Annotated in this window: 4 protein-coding genes; all 4 read right to left on the bottom strand. The window is 61.0% G+C overall.

Translation table 11 applies throughout. From position 1 onward, the window contains the following. Positions 1-36 precede the first annotated feature (36 nt). The 4 genes from I6E73_RS00685 to I6E73_RS00670 are packed head-to-tail and all read right to left on the bottom strand — an operon-like array spanning position 37 to position 16,374. Positions 37-2,265, bottom strand: a complete 2,229-nt coding sequence (locus I6E73_RS00685; protein WP_197122306.1) for a UvrD-helicase domain-containing protein — start codon at positions 2,263-2,265, stop codon at positions 37-39. A gap of 9 nt (positions 2,266-2,274) precedes the next feature. Next, positions 2,275-8,739, bottom strand: coding sequence for a DEAD/DEAH box helicase (locus I6E73_RS00680; protein ID WP_197122304.1), 6,465 nt, complete (start codon positions 8,737-8,739; stop codon positions 2,275-2,277). After that, a complete protein-coding gene (locus I6E73_RS00675; RefSeq protein WP_197122302.1) occupies positions 8,736-13,451 on the bottom strand; it encodes an Eco57I restriction-modification methylase domain-containing protein in 4,716 nt (1,571 codons plus the stop codon). The genes I6E73_RS00680 and I6E73_RS00675 overlap by 4 nt, the downstream gene beginning before the upstream one ends. Further along, positions 13,444-16,374 carry a helicase-related protein gene (locus I6E73_RS00670; protein WP_307784189.1) on the bottom strand — a complete coding sequence of 977 codons (2,931 nt, stop codon included), beginning with the start codon at positions 16,372-16,374 and terminating at the stop codon, positions 13,444-13,446. Before I6E73_RS00670 ends, I6E73_RS00675 begins: the two co-directional genes overlap by 8 nt. Between the last annotated feature and the right edge of the window lie 95 nt (positions 16,375-16,469).

Below are 16,469 nucleotides of genomic sequence, written 5' to 3'. Positions count from 1 at the left end.
GGGATGTCCCGAGCGCCGACACCTGTGAGGGATCGGCTAAACGGTTTCTCCCGTTTCCTTGATGCCGCCGAGAAGCTCGGAGGGCTGGCCCTGCCAGCTCACGACTACCTCATCCCGGGCGCGACTCGCAGCGACGTAGAGCAGCGAACGCTCGCGTAGCAGTACGTCCTCAATTTCTTCTTCCGCTACGCCCTTGAGCATCCAGCCCGCAGGAATCGAGCCGTGCGAGATGTCGAAGAGCACCACTCGAGAAAACTCCAGCCCCTTGGACTTGTGCATCGTCAGAACTAGCGGCTTTTCACCAGCTGTCTCGCCCGTGTGGCTTTCTTTGACGACCACTCCGCGATCGGCGAGTTGTCCACGCACTTCTGCTGCTTGCTTGTTCGTGCGCGTGAGAATTGCGATGGTGCTCGCCCGAATGTCGGGGTCGTCGCTCCACTTTTTGATCTCTTCCGCGACCGCGTCGTATTGCTCAGCAACGTTCGTTGCGGGTAGCGAACGGGGCGCCGGACCGGTGCGCGAAGAACGATAGCCGTGATCGACCTCAGGGGCTTCTTCACTGTCGAGGTACAGACCACCCGCGAGTATTCCGAGGGCGTAGTTGAGGTTCTGCTGCGTGGTTCGATAGTTCAGCGTGAGGCGACGTGAGCGCCCAGTGATCTTGATGCCGTACCGCGAGAGCACCACGTGTTGGCCGTAAATGCGCTGGTGGGTGTCTTCGGCAATGAATAGGTCGTTTTTGTGTTCGCCGACCAACGCTCGGAGTAGCTGCCAGTGCAGCGGAGTGAGGTCTTGCGCTTCGTCAACCAACACGTGGTCGGCTACGCGGCCGTCGGCATGTTCGTTCAGGTAGGAAGCCGCGACAGCACTGAGTTCAGCAAAGCTGATGCGCCCTTCTTGGCGGCCGGTCTGGCGGTAAAGCTCGATCACTTTCCAGACGTTCGCGCGTTTGCGCCGATCGAGGGCCACGCCGCGTCCTGGGCGGCGCACCTTGAAGTAGTCCTGTGCGGTTGTGATGCGGTGAGGGAGGATGACCTGCAGGTACTCGCCGGCAAAGAACGCGGTATTGCGCAAAGCATCGGGGAGATCGGGTACGAGGTCAAAAACTTTCTCCCACGCATCGTCGCCCGCCTCGAAATTGGGACGAGGCTCTGTATCTTCCCCAAAGACATGGCGCGCGGCCTTCCAGAAGTCGGCTCCGCCCTTCTCTCTGACTGCGACCGCGAGCTGATCGATTCCCCGCACCAGAACGCCAGCCCCGCCGAGCGACGAAGCACGGGGGATTGTGGGATCGAGTCGCTCGAGGTCGCGTCCCAGCGCCTCAGAGAGGGCTTTGGTGAACGTCGTGAGGATGGTTCTGCTGGCAGGTTCCGCATCCGCGAGTCGCTTGGCGCGGTGAAGCAATACGACAGTCTTGCCGGTTCCCGCTCCGCCGGTGAGGCGGAAGGGGCCGTTGTAGTCCTTATCGGCATACGCACGCTGCTCGGGGTGCAGGAAGACCCGCCAGGCGCCGAAGTCGCCGCCCTCGATCACCCGGCGAAGTTCTTCGTCGTCCTCGACAAAGGCGAACTGCATCTTCGCTGCGGGGAGCTGGAACGATTTCACCAGTCGCGCGTCTTCGTCATCAGAGTCGCTAGCGATTGCGGCATCGTCGAAGCCAAGATCGGTGCGGATCTTAGAGACCGCATCGACAACCGCAAGGCCGATGATTGCTGTCGACTGCCACTGGTTCTCGAAACTGTCGCTCATGGTGAGCAGCTGATCGGCGGTCGTTGCGGCGAAGATGCGTTCCGCGTCGGCGGAATCGAACCCCAGCTCTTCGGTCAGGTCGTTGAGGAGGTAGCCGTTGTCAGCAAGGAAAGAAGTCGGTGCGACCGCTTCCTCAACGGCTATGAACTCGGATGCTGGTTGCGGCGCGACCTCAGGGACGGTCGCGTCGATTAGCTCCGGCACCCCATTGATGGGGTTGTTTCGCAATATCTGGTTCATGGCGCGTTTATTTGCGGTGTCGTGCTCCCACGTTCCCGCATAAACATAGGTGCGCTCTGGTTCGCCAGGCACATCCATGCGATAGAGCACAGCCCGAAGCGATAGATCCACTCGTGCGGTGCGCGCTCGCTTGTCGGCGGCGTGGTTCATTTTCTCGATGTGGAGTCCTGCCGACGTGTCGTCGTCGGCCAGTTTCATCAGAAACGTCATGATCTTGGACTTGACGTCTTTGTCGTAATCCTGGCCCTTGAGCTTGGTTAACACGATGTTTGGCATCAGGGAGGGTTACCTTTCCAATTGGAGCGCAGCGGTAATGTCTTCAAGGGTTGCGGGCACGATGATCCATCCGGATGCTTCGAGCTCAGAGATTTCGTCGTGCTGAAGGTCGCCAGTCACTGTCACTTTGCGGTCGCTCCAGGCGATGCCGAGAGGGATGCCGTCGCCGAACTCACTGCCGATTTCGGGCACGGGCATGTCGGGGACTTCTGACAACAACTTCACGAGCTGCCTGTCTCCGTCGTTCGCCAGAGCCATGACTTCTTCCCACTCGAAACCGATTACGGTGAATGAGTCGTCGACAGGTTGTGCCGGTTCGAATGTCTGTGCTTCGGTGACTGTCATGATGGTTGTCGGCGGGAATTCGGGGCGTGGGCCAAGCAGGTTCGAGAGTCTCAGCCAGAGCCGCCACGCATCTGCATGGTCTTCAGAAGAGACGGCGGCATCACGGTCGTCGAGCATGAGCACGACTTCGGGATTTGTGGCGCCTTCGACCGTTCGCGACAGCATTACCAGGGGGCCGTGTCTGAGCCGCCACAGTGTCGGGTTGCTCAGAGCCTCGGCCGGGGTTCCGGTGAGTTCCGTTTCAGCCAGGGCGATAAGGCTATTCTCGGCGTCGTTAGGCGTAATGAATTGGCTCATCGGCGCGATGGTCAGCAGCGGGAGGGCTTTAGCGATCCCTTCCCAGTGGTCTTGTGCCCCTGTGGGGTTCTGCATCCATTCCATGATCTGCGTCATGGGGTTGGCAGTGACATGGTCGATCGCTGCGGGTGACAGATTGAAGTTGCTGACGAATTGCGTGGCGAAGTCACGGCTGAACCAGCCGGCTTGCGGCTCGGCTTCGCCAGCATCCGCGCGCATGATGTCGTCATAGGTGATGCCGAGCACAAAATAGCCTTTGGCCCGCAGCCCGCGCCTTTTCTCTGCGTCTTGAGCGAGCACATTGTGCTGGGGGGAGGCGTGGTACTTTCGGCCGTCGGTGTAGATTGCGAGCTTGGTCCCGCCTCCGCCGAGCGGCTCAAGCACGAAGTCTGGTCGGGTGAAGCCCAAGGATGGCTGAGGTTCGAGTCGCCAGACGAGTTTCGAGTTGGGCAGTGTGATCTGCAGTCGATTGCCCCACTCGCTCGGGATCTCTTTGATCGTCGCTCCGAGCGCGGCGGCGCGGTCTTTGAACACCTTGCGGAACCACTGCTCGAGCATTGACTCCGGGTCTTGTGTGCCCGGATCGACTTCGGTGATGGCCCAATCGTCCCCGGCACCTTCATCGTCGATGCCAAGGATGAGCCGCAGGCTCCGTTCGGCGCTCGCCCGCGAGACGTTATTAAGATCCCCGGCCGGGGCGAACGGCAGCAAGCAGCGGTGGCACGCGCTGCGGCCTTCATTGCGGCATTCGCAGGTGGCGACGATCTTCCAAGCGAGTTCAAGAATGTTGCGGATTTTGTCTTGGTTGGCGAGGTCGGCCAGATAACCAGTTCCACCAGGCACGGCATCGTGAATGAGGATCGCGGTGTTATTGAAGTCGTTTCCCAGAAGTGGTTCGACGATGGTGGCGAGTCTCAAGTGGTCGGGGTCTCCGCCGATGACTTCACGCAAGCCCAGCTGCAGGGCCGCGGTGATGCTGGGCAGTCCGAGACCGTCGCCAATGGTGATGGAGTTGGGGATGCGCAGCAGCACGCCCTGCGTTCTGAGGGTGCGGCTGAGGGCGAGTTGGCGGGTGTGTTCGGTCTTTGAGTTGCGGTAGCGGCACCAGGCACGGTGTTCCCTGGCGCTGTTTATCTCGCCCTTCTGGTCGAGTTTGCCGCAGGCTTCACACACTCTGAAGAGCGGTGGGCTGAGCTCTTCGCCGGCGATCATGCGGGGTGCGCCAGCGCCAGCTTGCTTGCCGAGATTAAGCCACCGGATGGTGAGTTCGCGCATGTACTTGACGCCGAATCCGGACCCTTCGACGTACCACTGTTGAGTGACGTTGGCGGGGTCGATATCGGCGGCGATCTGAACGCTGAAGCTCTCACGCTGACGTTCTTCGCGGCTGTCGCTGATGCTCGATTCGTCGCGGCGAACCTCTGCCGATACCTGTTCGAGTTCAACGACGTCGAACCGTTGGTTGGCGTCGGCGATGCCGGGGCTTTCGCAGCGTGGGCACGAAGCGGGGCCATTTGTGTTGGCACCTTCTGTGGGCACTCCTGCATCGTGGGCGTAGCCACACTCTGGGCAGTAGATCCAGGATTGAATGCGCGCGCCATCGCTACCGAGGTCGACGGCATCGATGCGAATCTCAACACCTTGGGCGTAGAACGTGGCGCCGGGCGCGAGTTCGCGGATGGCAATTCCGGCCCCGCGGTCGTAGCTGATCGAGTCGTGTTGAAACTCTTGGCTTTCGGGGTCGATCCAGCTGAGCGATACGTCGAGGCGCACGCTGTCGTCGAGGAGCGTGTAGTTGGGGAGCACTCCGAATCGTTCGAGAGCGGCGACCCAGTGTTCAGTACGTAACTCGAACAGTTGCCGGTCGACCATCTTGAGCGAAGCCTTGGCCGAGCGCAGGGCAACTTTGTCGTCGTCGGTCGCGGCAGGGTGATCCGCTTGCGTTTGCAGCGCCGGCAGTGATTCCATGATCGCCTTGCGGCGGTGGCCAAGCGTTTCGATTTCCAAGTTCCAGCGGGCACAAGCGCCGATGAGGGTCTGCGCGAAGGAGCTGCTGCGAGGTTCATCGCTGGGGGTTGCCCAGCCGGTGAGCACATCCGCAGAAGTGGCATCGACATGGTCGAAGGTCGAAAGGAATGCAGTGAGGTATTCGGCAGCGTTAGTTTCAGCGTCGGTGATCACGGTGTCGAGGAACGACTTCTCGCTGGTCGTGGCGAGCACGTCGCGAGCGGTGGCGACCATGCCTGTCTTTCCCTCTGCCGAGAGCCGGTCGATGACGGAGGCGCTGTATTGGCGCCGCAGAATCTCTTCTGCGTTGAGGTAGGTGGCCGGTGGGCGCACTTCTCCGTTGATCACAGAGAGCGGTTCGCCAAGTTTCGGCAGTTGGTCTCCGCGCCCAACGACGAATGCCATGGTGAGCGAGTTGCCAGTCAGGCGGCCGGCTCGTCCGACTCGCTGCAGGTACGAGGCAACGGAGCGGGGCAGCCCGGCGAGGAACACCGCGGAGAGGTCGCCGATGTCGATACCCATTTCGAGCGTGGGGGTGGCGACGAGCACGTTGGGGGCATCCGGTCGATCGATGGATGCTTTGAAGCCGTTTTCGTAGGCGAGGCGTACGTCATCTTTCAGCAGGCTGGTGTGCTCGCGCGCGACGACGCGGCGGATGTCTCCGTCGTTGTATTGGTCGCGGTAGTAGTTGGTTCCGTTGCTGTGGAGCCGCAGCGTGCCGAGGCAACGCCCGACGAGGCAGGGCCCGCCGCCGAGTTGCGAAATGATGGTCGATGCTCCGGGAACCGGGGTCTGGCAGGTGTCACATTCGAGCACGGGGTACTCGTGGGTCTGATCGTCGAGAGTGACGGGGCTAACAAGAATGCGGCTGGGGCTCAGTTGGTAGGCGATGGCTCCGCTGCCGCCGATGCTGACACTCTCGATGATCTCGCTCTTAGCGAGTTCGGCGAGCAGCAGTTTGCTGAGTTTGGCACCGTCGGCGGCACTGACGTCGAGCACTTTGCGTGTCCACTGTGCATACCAGCCGCGGGCGGAGGTGACGGTGTCGAGGCGTGACGGGCGTTTGTTGGTTCCAAAGTTAGCACTGCTAACTTTCGGATAGGCGGGTGCTTCGCGGTCGCGGGGGAATGCGGGCATTCCTTGGCCCTTGGGCCGCCCGCCCCACAGCGTCCAGTCGTCTCCGTCGCTTTCGAGGTAGCGCTTGAACCATTCGTGTTGGATGGCGCCCCGGTCGCGCATGCGTTCGAGCGTGCCGCGCACCCATCGCACGATATTTTCGGTGCTGACTTCGCCGCCGGTTTCGTCGTCGAGGTATCCGGCAGTTTCGAAGTCTTTGACGGTGGCCCGGCCGATGGCTTCGAGCCGGCTGGCTGGTCCGCCGTCGACTTCGGCGGCGATCGCTCCGGTGAGTTCGAGGGTGCGACCAACGCGCGACTGAAGGCCGAATTCCATGGCGAGGTCGAACTTGATGCGGCGGCGCACGAGCCGCATGGTGGCGGTGGGTACCTTGTTCAGTTTTCCGGTTTCCCAGAAGGGAGCGAAGGTGTCCCGTTCTACGAGTTCGGGCGAGAGGAGGCGGTAGCGCCGGAACTTGTCGTCGCCGGCCCGGCGCAGCAATTCTTCGGCGAGATCATCGAGAGTCGCAGAGCCATCGCCGATAGCTTCGCGGATGGCGTTGCGCAGGCTGAAGACGTGCGATCGGCTCTGCACGAATCCGGCACGGTGTGCGGCATCCTGCACGCTGTCGGTGAAGACGAGGGCCTTCTTTTCGCCCTGGTCGAGGTGGCGGTCGCCAAAGATGGTGTTGATGCTTACCGAGAGCAGGGTGGAGATGGCGCTTCCGAGAAAGCGAATTCCTTCGGGTTTGAGACAGTTGGGGCACATGTCTTTTTGGCTGTTGTCGTCAACGTCGTCGCCGACGAGGGTGAGCACGGGCAGCACGTTGGTGGAGATGTCGTCGGCGTCGTAGCGAGGCATTTCGATGTCGAGGCGACGCTGTTGCACGTCAAACCAGAAGAGGCCTTCGACGGTGTCGTCACCGGCGGCGCGACGATCCTGTTGGTCGGCTTCGCGGGGTGCGTAGATGAGGGCGCGAAACCGGGAGGTGCTGGCTGAGTTGCTGGCGTGGTTGCGGCGAATGTCGGTGTCGCTGGTGTCGAGGTCGTAGCCGGTGGGGCCGAGTTGCACGCCCCATCCGCTGCGTCCGCAGTGTCGGCAGTAGATGGCGGGGAATCGTGGGCGGCCTTCGCTGCTGAAGGCGTCGGTGTTGTCTCGTTCGTCGGTGCCGCCGTCGTCGGTCCAGTCGTAGGCGACGCTGGGGCCGGCGATGCGGTCGACTCGGCTGAGGGCGCGCACCCAGAGGTGCAGGTCGACGGATGCTGCGGAACGTCCAGTTATGGCGCGGATGTGACTGAGGGCTGCCAGCAGAGAGCGCAAGAAGTTGGTGCGGCGTGCGTCGCGGTCGTCGGCGGTTTCGGTGACCTCGAGCCCCGCGGGGAAGAGCGATTCTGCGAGGGTATCGAGCGACACGGCCTCGGTGGCTGAAGCGATGAGGGCTCGAATAAAGGGGTGTGCTTTGGCGGCGTCGAGCAGTAGCTCCGGTGCAGCGTGGGTGAACTGGCCGACGGTATCCGCGTCAGGTTTGTTGCCCGTACTCATGTAGAGGTTGCCGAGGACGGCAGTAGTTACGGTGGCGGCTTCTCGTTGGCCGTCGTCGCCGAGGGCGTCGATCACGTCGGCAATGCGCGCGACAAGGGGCGCGTCGACGGCACGGGCGGCAAGGCCTGCCGTCGCCATGCGTGTCTCGGCGTCGTCGGCCCACTCGTCAAGGTCGAGTCGGGTCTCGGTGATGATGCTGTCGTCGTCGAATTCGTCGCCGAAGACGGTGCGGGCGAATTCGACCATGCGGCTGGGGTCGCCTTTATCGCCGAGGGTTGCGGAGGTGGCGACGGGGGTGATGAGTCCGAGCGGGCGCGCACGAGCTTCGTCACCGATGCCGAGTTGTGCGGCTGCTTCGTCGTCTGTGGGCCAGTGACGTTTGAGGGCGAGGCCGAGCCGGCGCAGCAGCATGGCGACGTCGGTGCCTTGGGCTCCGTCGTAGGTGTGAAATTCGTCGAGCACGAGGTACTGCAGGCTCGTTGCGCTCTGTTTCCACAGTCTTTGGTCGGCGGGGCGCAGCAGTAGCTGGTCGAGCATTTTGTAGTTGGTGAGCAGGATGTCGGGGGCGTCATCCTGGATGGTTTTGCGGTCGGTGATGAGCCCGTCGGGGGTGACGTTGCTGCGGCTGGGCCCGGTTTGTCCGGTGTAGAGGGCGGCACGCACGCCGGCGAGTGCGGGGCTGGTGGTGATGAGTTCGGTGAGGCGGCGGGCTTGGTCGTTGGCGAGGGCGTTCATCGGGTACAGGATGAGGGCTTTGATGCCCCCTGTACCTTCACGTTTTGCTCGCAGCACGTGGTCGAGGATGGGGTAGAGGAACGCTTCGGTCTTTCCGGAACCGGTGCCCGTGGTGACGAGGGTCGGCTGCGGGCGTGTTTTCTCCGTCCCGAGGTTTGCGCTGCTCAGTCGTGCGAAGGCTGCGGCTTGGTGCCCGTAGGGCGGGAACCCTTCGTGCCATTCGAGGCTCTGCCGCCACCCATCTTCAGCGGGCCTAAATGGCAGGCGAAGCCGCACGTAGGGCCCTTTGAAGATGCCATTTTCTGGATGTCGCAAAAAGCTATCGAGTGCCTCTCGCGCATCTTCGTCGGCAAGCGCGAAGGTGGTGGAAAGGTAATCGACGAGCCCCATGCGAACATCTTCGGCTTGCAGGGTGGGGAGCAGTTCACTCATGAACGCTCTTCCAGAATCTTCTCAAAATGCGCATACGCCTGACGCATGTCTGCCTCGCGGTCAAGCGTCACAAACGGAAGCTCGTAGGTATAGGTATTGCCCGAGGGGTTGGTGGCGGTTCGCTCTTCTTCGCTGATGCGATCCTGCTTTTGTCGCCAGACTGTTAGCACCGAGTTTGGGATCAGGCGCCCGTTCAGATCGTAGAAGTGAGTGTTTTGGTCGTATCCGTGGAGCACTGGGAATTGCGTTCGGTAGATCGTGCAAAGCTCGTCCACATCGAGGCCTAGCGACAGTGCTACCAAAGCGTCAATCTCAAGAAGTGCTTGTCTGCGATCAGTTGCTCGACGAAGCGGCGCCTCCTGTGACCAAACTGGACTGGAGTCGGAGATCGGTTGTCGGCCAGGGTAATCGAGGCCGCCAGCCCACTTGTCTTCAGAAAAAATTGGTGCCCATACCTCAGCCCAAAGCGGAGCGTACGCATCCGTCAGTGCATTTAGTCGAAGGGTGCGCAAAAGAATTAGACGTGAAGTCTTGGTGTTCGTCGCGGCTAGGGGAAGCCGATTAATGACATTGGCTCGAATATGCGCTTTGGGGGCGATCCTGACCATGAAATCTGCCACAAGTGAGCCCAGCTGGCCCGCTACGACTACGAGTTCCGCTAATGGTTTATCGGGCATGCCAAGCGAACTGACTGTGTCGATGTGAGATGCACCGGGCGGAATGATCGCCGGCACTAAAGTCCTTTCCCCCGAATTGGGGGCCATATTCCGCCATGCAACTCGGAAGAAATCTCGCGCCGGCAGTTCTTTCTCGCCCCAATGCGCGTAGTTTGCGTCGTAAACTGCCCGATCTCCCATTGGCTTGAAGCTTGTCGTAGGCAACTCATTGGGCTTCAAGCTCTCTAGGTCCTGTGGAGTCCAATCTAGATGGTGGCGCATCGTTTTGTTTGGACTTTTATAGAACGGCGTTCCGACATAGATAAAGGACCCCTGCAGTATTGCATCCGGCCAGGAATCAACTTTTCCCCACGAAACGTCGAACAGACCTTTCTTGGTATTGTCGGATCCCTCTGTCCAACCTGTTGAGTAGTACGGGGAGAGTTCTCCTACGCGAGCGCTCTTCGAGAGCTTGTCTAACGCGCTCGCCGTTGACCTGTTGACGGCGTACACCATTCTCGACTGAGTTAGCGGGACTAGAGGGGACTCCAGCAAGTTGCGCCAAGTCTGGAGGCTTCCTTCGTCAACGCGGGTGATCCGGGCGCTATGTGGCATAAGGTCCCATTGGCCAGCGTCATTTTTGATGCCCGGCTCCGGCCCGGAACCGTCATGAACTAGCGATCTTGAGACAGTGTCTGGGTGATACATGTTCACGGCGTTCAGGAAGCTAATCTTCGATCGCGGCACACCATAGATGTTTACGCCGTACCTCTTCTGGTGCTGTATTTCGAAGAGATTGAACTCGTTTACAAATTGCCAGTGTCGACGTAAGTGAACGTAAGTCGCGGCGCGAAGAACTCCTGCATCATCATCCGTGAAGTGTGAATCTAGGTGGATGAGGGCGCTCATTCCTCCCGCTCTCATATGCCCCCATGTGAGCGCCATGAAGCATCGGTAAAGGTCCGGCTGCAAGCCACGAAGCTCGGGGTAGTTCGCTATATTCCCAACGAACGCGGTGGTTCCAGCGACTTCGCTTGTGCCATCAACGACGGTGTTGACCATCCCATGGATGGCCAGCGTTTCGATCCTTTTTTTGACGAGTTCCGTTTGTGTCGGTTTGATAGCGAGTTGCCACCAAGGATCCCCCTCAGCGAGGAGCGCCTTGATATCGGTACGCGGTCGCACCCACGGTGGGTTACCGACTTGCAGGTCGAAGCCGCCGCGTGCGAAGACCGTAGCGAAGTCGAGGTTCCAGTGGAAGAAACCCTGCTGTTCAGCGATGCGGTCGGTTACTTGCAGCCACGGGTGCTGCACTAGTGCGTCGTCGATTGGTGACGCGGAGGCAAAGTCGAGGTTGTCCTGTTCCTCGTCGTTGAGGGCGGCCCAGCCCGTGGAGCTTGAGCCGAGAGTGACGGCGCCATGGGCTGTTGCGCTCTTGTTCCGCTCGGTGTGCTCGCCCAAGACGGCGCGTGCGCCATCCAGCCACTCGTCGAGCGTGGGGGGCTGTGCTCCCTGAGTGAGGGTATCGGTGAGCGGCCAGAACCAGAGCGCGTTCCACGCATCCATGATTCGACGTAGGCGCTGATAAGCACCATTTGCGTCGCTGAGCTTGGCCTCAATCTGTTCGCGCGTCACCGTAGTGTGCGCACCAGCATCCGATTCATCGCCGTTGACTTCGTTTCCCCACAGCGGGATCTGCCGACGAATCTCGTGCTCGGCGATCTCCAGCCGACGCAGGGCGAACTGCCACAGTGTCTCGACGCGCATCGACAGCGCAGCGAGCTGATCGAGCTGCTTCTTGGTGGGCTTTGACACAATCTGGCGACGCCACGTCTTCAGCGCGGCTAGTGCCTCGGGGCACAGCTCCTTCGCTTCCTTCGCGTCAACCGCACTGCCCCAGCCCTCAGCGGGGAGCAGGAAGTGGTGAATCGATCCTGAGACATTCGAGCCGATCGTGCCCGCGTCAATGTCCTCGCGAAGGTCGGACATCGGCACATCCTTCGGGGCAGACTTCAGCCACGCTTTCGAATTGATTGAGTCGCGACTGTAGACAGCACGGCGAGCACCAATGAGTGAGTTGCCTCGCTTGAGGTGTAGACCGAACCACGGGGCCTTGAGATCCGACGACATGGTGTCGAGCCACAGCGAGATTTCCGCTAGCTCGACCGCGGTGGCGTTGAGGTCCACGCCGTAGACCTGATGAAGCGCAATCGACGCTTTGACCTTCTGCAGTTCGCGGGGGTACTCATCCGGATCGATTCGTTCGCCTAGCTCCTCTTGCTTGCGCTTGAGATAAGCATCGGCGAGCTGACGTACTGCTTCGATCGCGAAGGCGCCGGAACCCAGTGCAGGCTCGCACACCGTGAGCCCGAGAATCTCATCAGCCGGCGTAGTAGTGCCGTACTGATCGAGCAACTCTTCGAGGGCCTGCGACACCGTAAATCGGGTGAGCACCTCGGGTGTGTAATACGACGCCGACTGCTGGCGCTCGCGGCCCGCAAGGCGATAGACGAAGCTGCCGGGTGCGTGAATAACCGCAACCGCTTCGCCGGTCAGCGGGTTCGTGGTCTTGACGAAGTCCTTCGGATTAATGTCGTGCGATCGGTCTACCGGAACAACCCAGGAGCCCTTCTCAGCGTTGCCATCCTTCGCCACCTCGTACAGGTCCGTTTCGGCGAAGAAGCCCGTGTACGACATCAGACCCTCATAGACAGCACCCAACTGGTTGATGCCCAGATCGGCGTAGCTAATGAAGCCGCGATCGCGACCCTTCTGCTCCTTGCTCAGCAGCAAGTGGGCTAGCACCTTCTGTAGCTCAGAATCGCTCAGGCCCACCTCATCGATATGGGTTGTCGCCTTCGGGAGAAACAGATCCGCGCGCAGGGAGTTGAAGACTAAGCCCTCGCGCAGATCGGAGGCGTCGGCATCCTGCGAATTGTTGTCCTGTGCGGGCTCTGCGCCGTGTCCTTGGTCGACCAGGCGGAACAGTACCGCGAGGGATTCGTAGAGGTGCTTGGAGTGCTCTGACTCTTCCGTCGGCAGCGACACGAGAGTCAGCTCACGCAGACGATCGAGGCTGTAGCCCTCCTCATACTCGGACGTGCCCACTGGCAGAACCTTGAGCTCGGGCGACGACTCCGCATAGAGGAGGAACAGGATGCGGTACAAGAACCGCAACGACTGCTTCGCGAGAACCTGCGCCTCTGACTGCGGCAGCGGGTCGAGGCCCTGGCGTGCGCGACGAGCCACCACATCGTTCGCAATGATCTCGATCGAAAGCCGCACTCCCTCGCGAAGATCCTGCGAGACACCGACCGTGTGCTTGATCGACTCTTCGAGAATCGAACTCCACCAGATGTCACCTTCGGCATCGGGAGCCAACGCATCGGCGCTCACACACGAGAGAGCGCGGTCGATCTCGCCGCCCTTTTTCGCGTCGTTGCGCGCGACCACAAGCTGAAGGTCAACGGCAAGGTAACGGCCCTCGGCCCAGCGCTCGCGCTCCGCCACCAGCAGCCACTTACCGGCGAATGCCAGCGCGAAGCTAGGGCCCTCGTCGTCGGTGAAGAGAGTGGAAAGCATTCGCGAGATCGACGTGATGTTGTGCTTCGCGTTGTCATCAACCTCAAACGGCACCAACAGTGTGTCGTCGTCTTTCGAGAGCAGATCTTCGACCGTATCGACCGGGCGCCCCTCCACGATCACCAGCGGGGAACCGTCAGAGAGTCCTGGCTGGGTGAGTCGCAGCAACGGCCCGTCTTGCTCGAGGTGGTAGCCGCCACCGTTGAAGCCGAGTGCCGTTCGGAGCGGTACATAGAGTTCGTCGCGGATGCTCAGATCCGAATCGCCAGAGTCGAGAGTGGCCAGCCGCGACTCGATTGCGGCCCGAATTGCGCTGAACCGAGCACGCACCGACGGGTGGCCATCAGTATCCTGCTCATCCCACTCCTTGCGGCGAGCCAACACCTGAGCGCGGAACGACTGCGACTTTGCCTCGGTAGTGAAATAGTGCTCGCTGAGCCAACCTTCACCAATAACGATCGCTTCATCAGCCATGGTTTACTCCTTCAGTCGGGTCTTCGCCGACAAAGTCCTGCGGAACAACAACGAGAAGCGGGCGCACCAACTGTTGGTTTGGCTTCATCGACTCAGCCATTGTGCGTTCCTCCTCTACCGTCACGCGACGAGACTTGAGACCCTCAAGCTGCGGCATCGCATCCGCGCTACGTTCCCACTCTTCGATGCGCGACGACCACGACTCGATGCGGGCTTCGATTGCCTCCGTCGACGACACCGCAAGCTGGCGGGCACTCGATGCTGCGTTCTCCACCGCCGGAGCGATGAGGTGCTGAAGAGAGCCGGTCTTCACAACGCCCGGATTCACGCGGGTCGCCGCGGCGAAACCCACCTCAGCCAACGCCTCCTGCGCAGTCGCATGGATGTTGGTCAAGGCCACCCTTGTGTTGCTGGGATCGGGGAACTGCACAGTCACGTGCGAACTCGCCACGACCTGACCCCGGCGGTTAGTCAATGACGCCAGCAGCAGAACCGTCGGACACTCAACATCGCCACGCACCGCGAACACCTGATTGCGCCCCAACTTCGAGAGCGCGCGATCGCTCGCCCACTCCAGCACCGGGTGCAGCGGGCCAAGATAGTGCGCCTCTGGCCAGAGCGAGGTGCTTGCCTTGTTGTCGCGGGCATCCTTGAGCAGCTCTTTCGCCCGCGGCTCTGCGACCACCAACTTCAGCTTCTCGGTCACCTTGCGGTCGCGAAGATAGCTCTGAGGCAGCACTTCTAGCCTTTGCGCCAAATCGCGCGTGGGAACCAATGAGACGAATGAGTGAGCCATATCTTTGAGCAATCCCACACCGTTGTTCGCGGCGGATGCGGCCGGCGCAACGAACGTCTCGTCCAATGCGTCGAGGAGAAACGAGGTGTCATCAGCGAAGAGACCGGTTGTGGCATCCACCGTGTGCTCTGGGGCGGCGGAGGCGGCAGGCTTGCTTTCGCTGCCCTGCGCATGTGCGAGCTGCGCCAAGAGGGCGGCAATAGGATCGTCGGTGCTCGCGCTCACCTGCTCAACCGTCGAGACAATCTCGTCGACATCGCGACCAGCCGCGAGAGCCTTCTTGATCTCGTCTTCTTCGGCGCCAGGGTCATACTTGCCCATGAGCGAGGCGACATCGCCGAGCGCTGTGTGAGCCTCGCGCTCTCGCTGCAGCAGGCGTTGCAGCACACGAACATCGCCCGAGAACTTGTCGTTGGTCGGGTTCAGTAGCAGGGTGCTGATCTGCGGCGGATGTTTCTGGCCGTACCGGTCAATGCGGCCGTTGCGCTGTTCAATGCGGATGAGGCTCCACGGAATATCGAAGTGGATCAGCTCGTGGCACTGCGAATGCAGGTTGACACCCTCGGATGCCACATCGCCCGTGATGAGAACCCGAATCGGTGACGACGACTGCTTGAAGCTCTCCACCGTTTCTTGCTGCTCAACATCGCTCAGGCCACCATGAAGCACCTTGATCTGGTCGGCGCCCAGCCCCAGATCCTTCATGAGCTTGTCGCGCAACCAGCCCAAACTTGCTACCCGCTCAGAGAAAACCACCGCCCGCTCGGCACTCTTCGGGCCAACCTTGATGCTCCGAAGATAGTCAAGCAACTTCGCGTATTTGGCCGAAGCGCCGGCTAGAGACGCTTCAGCGAGTGACTGCAGATGTTCCAGAGCCTCAACCTCTCGGGCCTGCGAAGTGTCTTTCGCCGCGTCGAGCTTGCGCAGCCGCTCTCGGATCGATTCGAGCAGCGCTGCGGGCGACGAGAGGAACGCCTTCGCGAGCGTCCACGGGAACAGTGCCGACGTGGCACCGGAATATGGAGACGAGCCGCTGGGGTGCAACCACACGCTCGACAGCTCATCCGCGACCGCATTCTCCTCAGGGGATGCGTTCACCAAGAAGTTTTGTGGCTCAAGACGCTCAGCCCAGTCACCACCAACCTCGCGAGCGACCTCCTCGCTGTGACGGTGACGGCGAATAATGAGACGCTTCGCCTCAGACTCGATGATGTCGCCATCCGGCGTCACCGCTGTTGGCTCAAGCAGACGGATCAGCTCGGCGAACGATTCTTTCTTGCCGTTGTGGGGAGTCGCGCTCGCGAGGATCAGGGCCTCGGTGTTGGGCGCAAGAACGCGCGCCAAGCGGTTGTTGAGAGTCTTGCCCGTGATGTTATGAGACTCGTCGATGACGATCGCATCCCATTTGTGCTTCGCTAAATGCGCGCGGTACTTCTCCTGCTTGAGCGTATCGATCGAAATGATCGCCCTCTTGTACAAACTGAACGGGTTGCGGGTGGCGGGCAGCTTCTGCCGCACCCGCTGGATGCCGATCGAGTCAAGCCGCACGAACGGTAGCGCGAACCGTGTCCACATCTCATGCTGCATCTGCTCAAGAACATGGCGCGGAGTCACAATCAGAATGCGCTCGCCGCGACCCCGACGAACCAGCTCCGACAGAATCATGCCGATCTCGAGCGTCTTGCCGAGGCCCACTGCATCAGCGATGAGGATGCGCGGGCGCAGATTTTGCGGATCAAGCGCCTTGCGCACCGCCGCCTGCTGATAGCCGAGCGGGTCGGCCAGCATCCGCGTGGCGACCGTCAGACCGGGGGAGTTGAGGGGGACCGGAGACTTGCGAAGAGTCGCTTCCAGCCACAACTTGGCCTTGCGATAGCCAGTGGAATCATCGCCGACCACGGACGCTTTTGCCGGGTCGAGCGGAACAATGTCGTCGATGTCGCTGTAGAAACCAGCCTTCGTGTCGCGCACAAGGTCAGAAAGCCCCTGCACCTCGACGAATACGCCCGACGTCGTCATCGTTGCCTTCGTCACAAGCCACACGGCGTCGCGAACCTCGACGATTGAGCCAGGCGCCACAGCTAGTTCGCCCGCAAGCTCCCCGGCCTGTGAAAGTACATCGGTCACGTCATCCCCTTACGCCCAGACACCACGACAACGTCGGTGCGGGCTTTGACACTCTATCCAACGAATAGTCAATAAATTAGCGGCTGCGAGCGTGT

This window comes from Salinibacterium sp. SWN248, from assembly GCF_015864575.1.
Taxonomy (GTDB): domain Bacteria; phylum Actinomycetota; class Actinomycetes; order Actinomycetales; family Microbacteriaceae; genus Rhodoglobus.
This window is presented reverse-complemented; position numbering and strand designations above follow the sequence as displayed.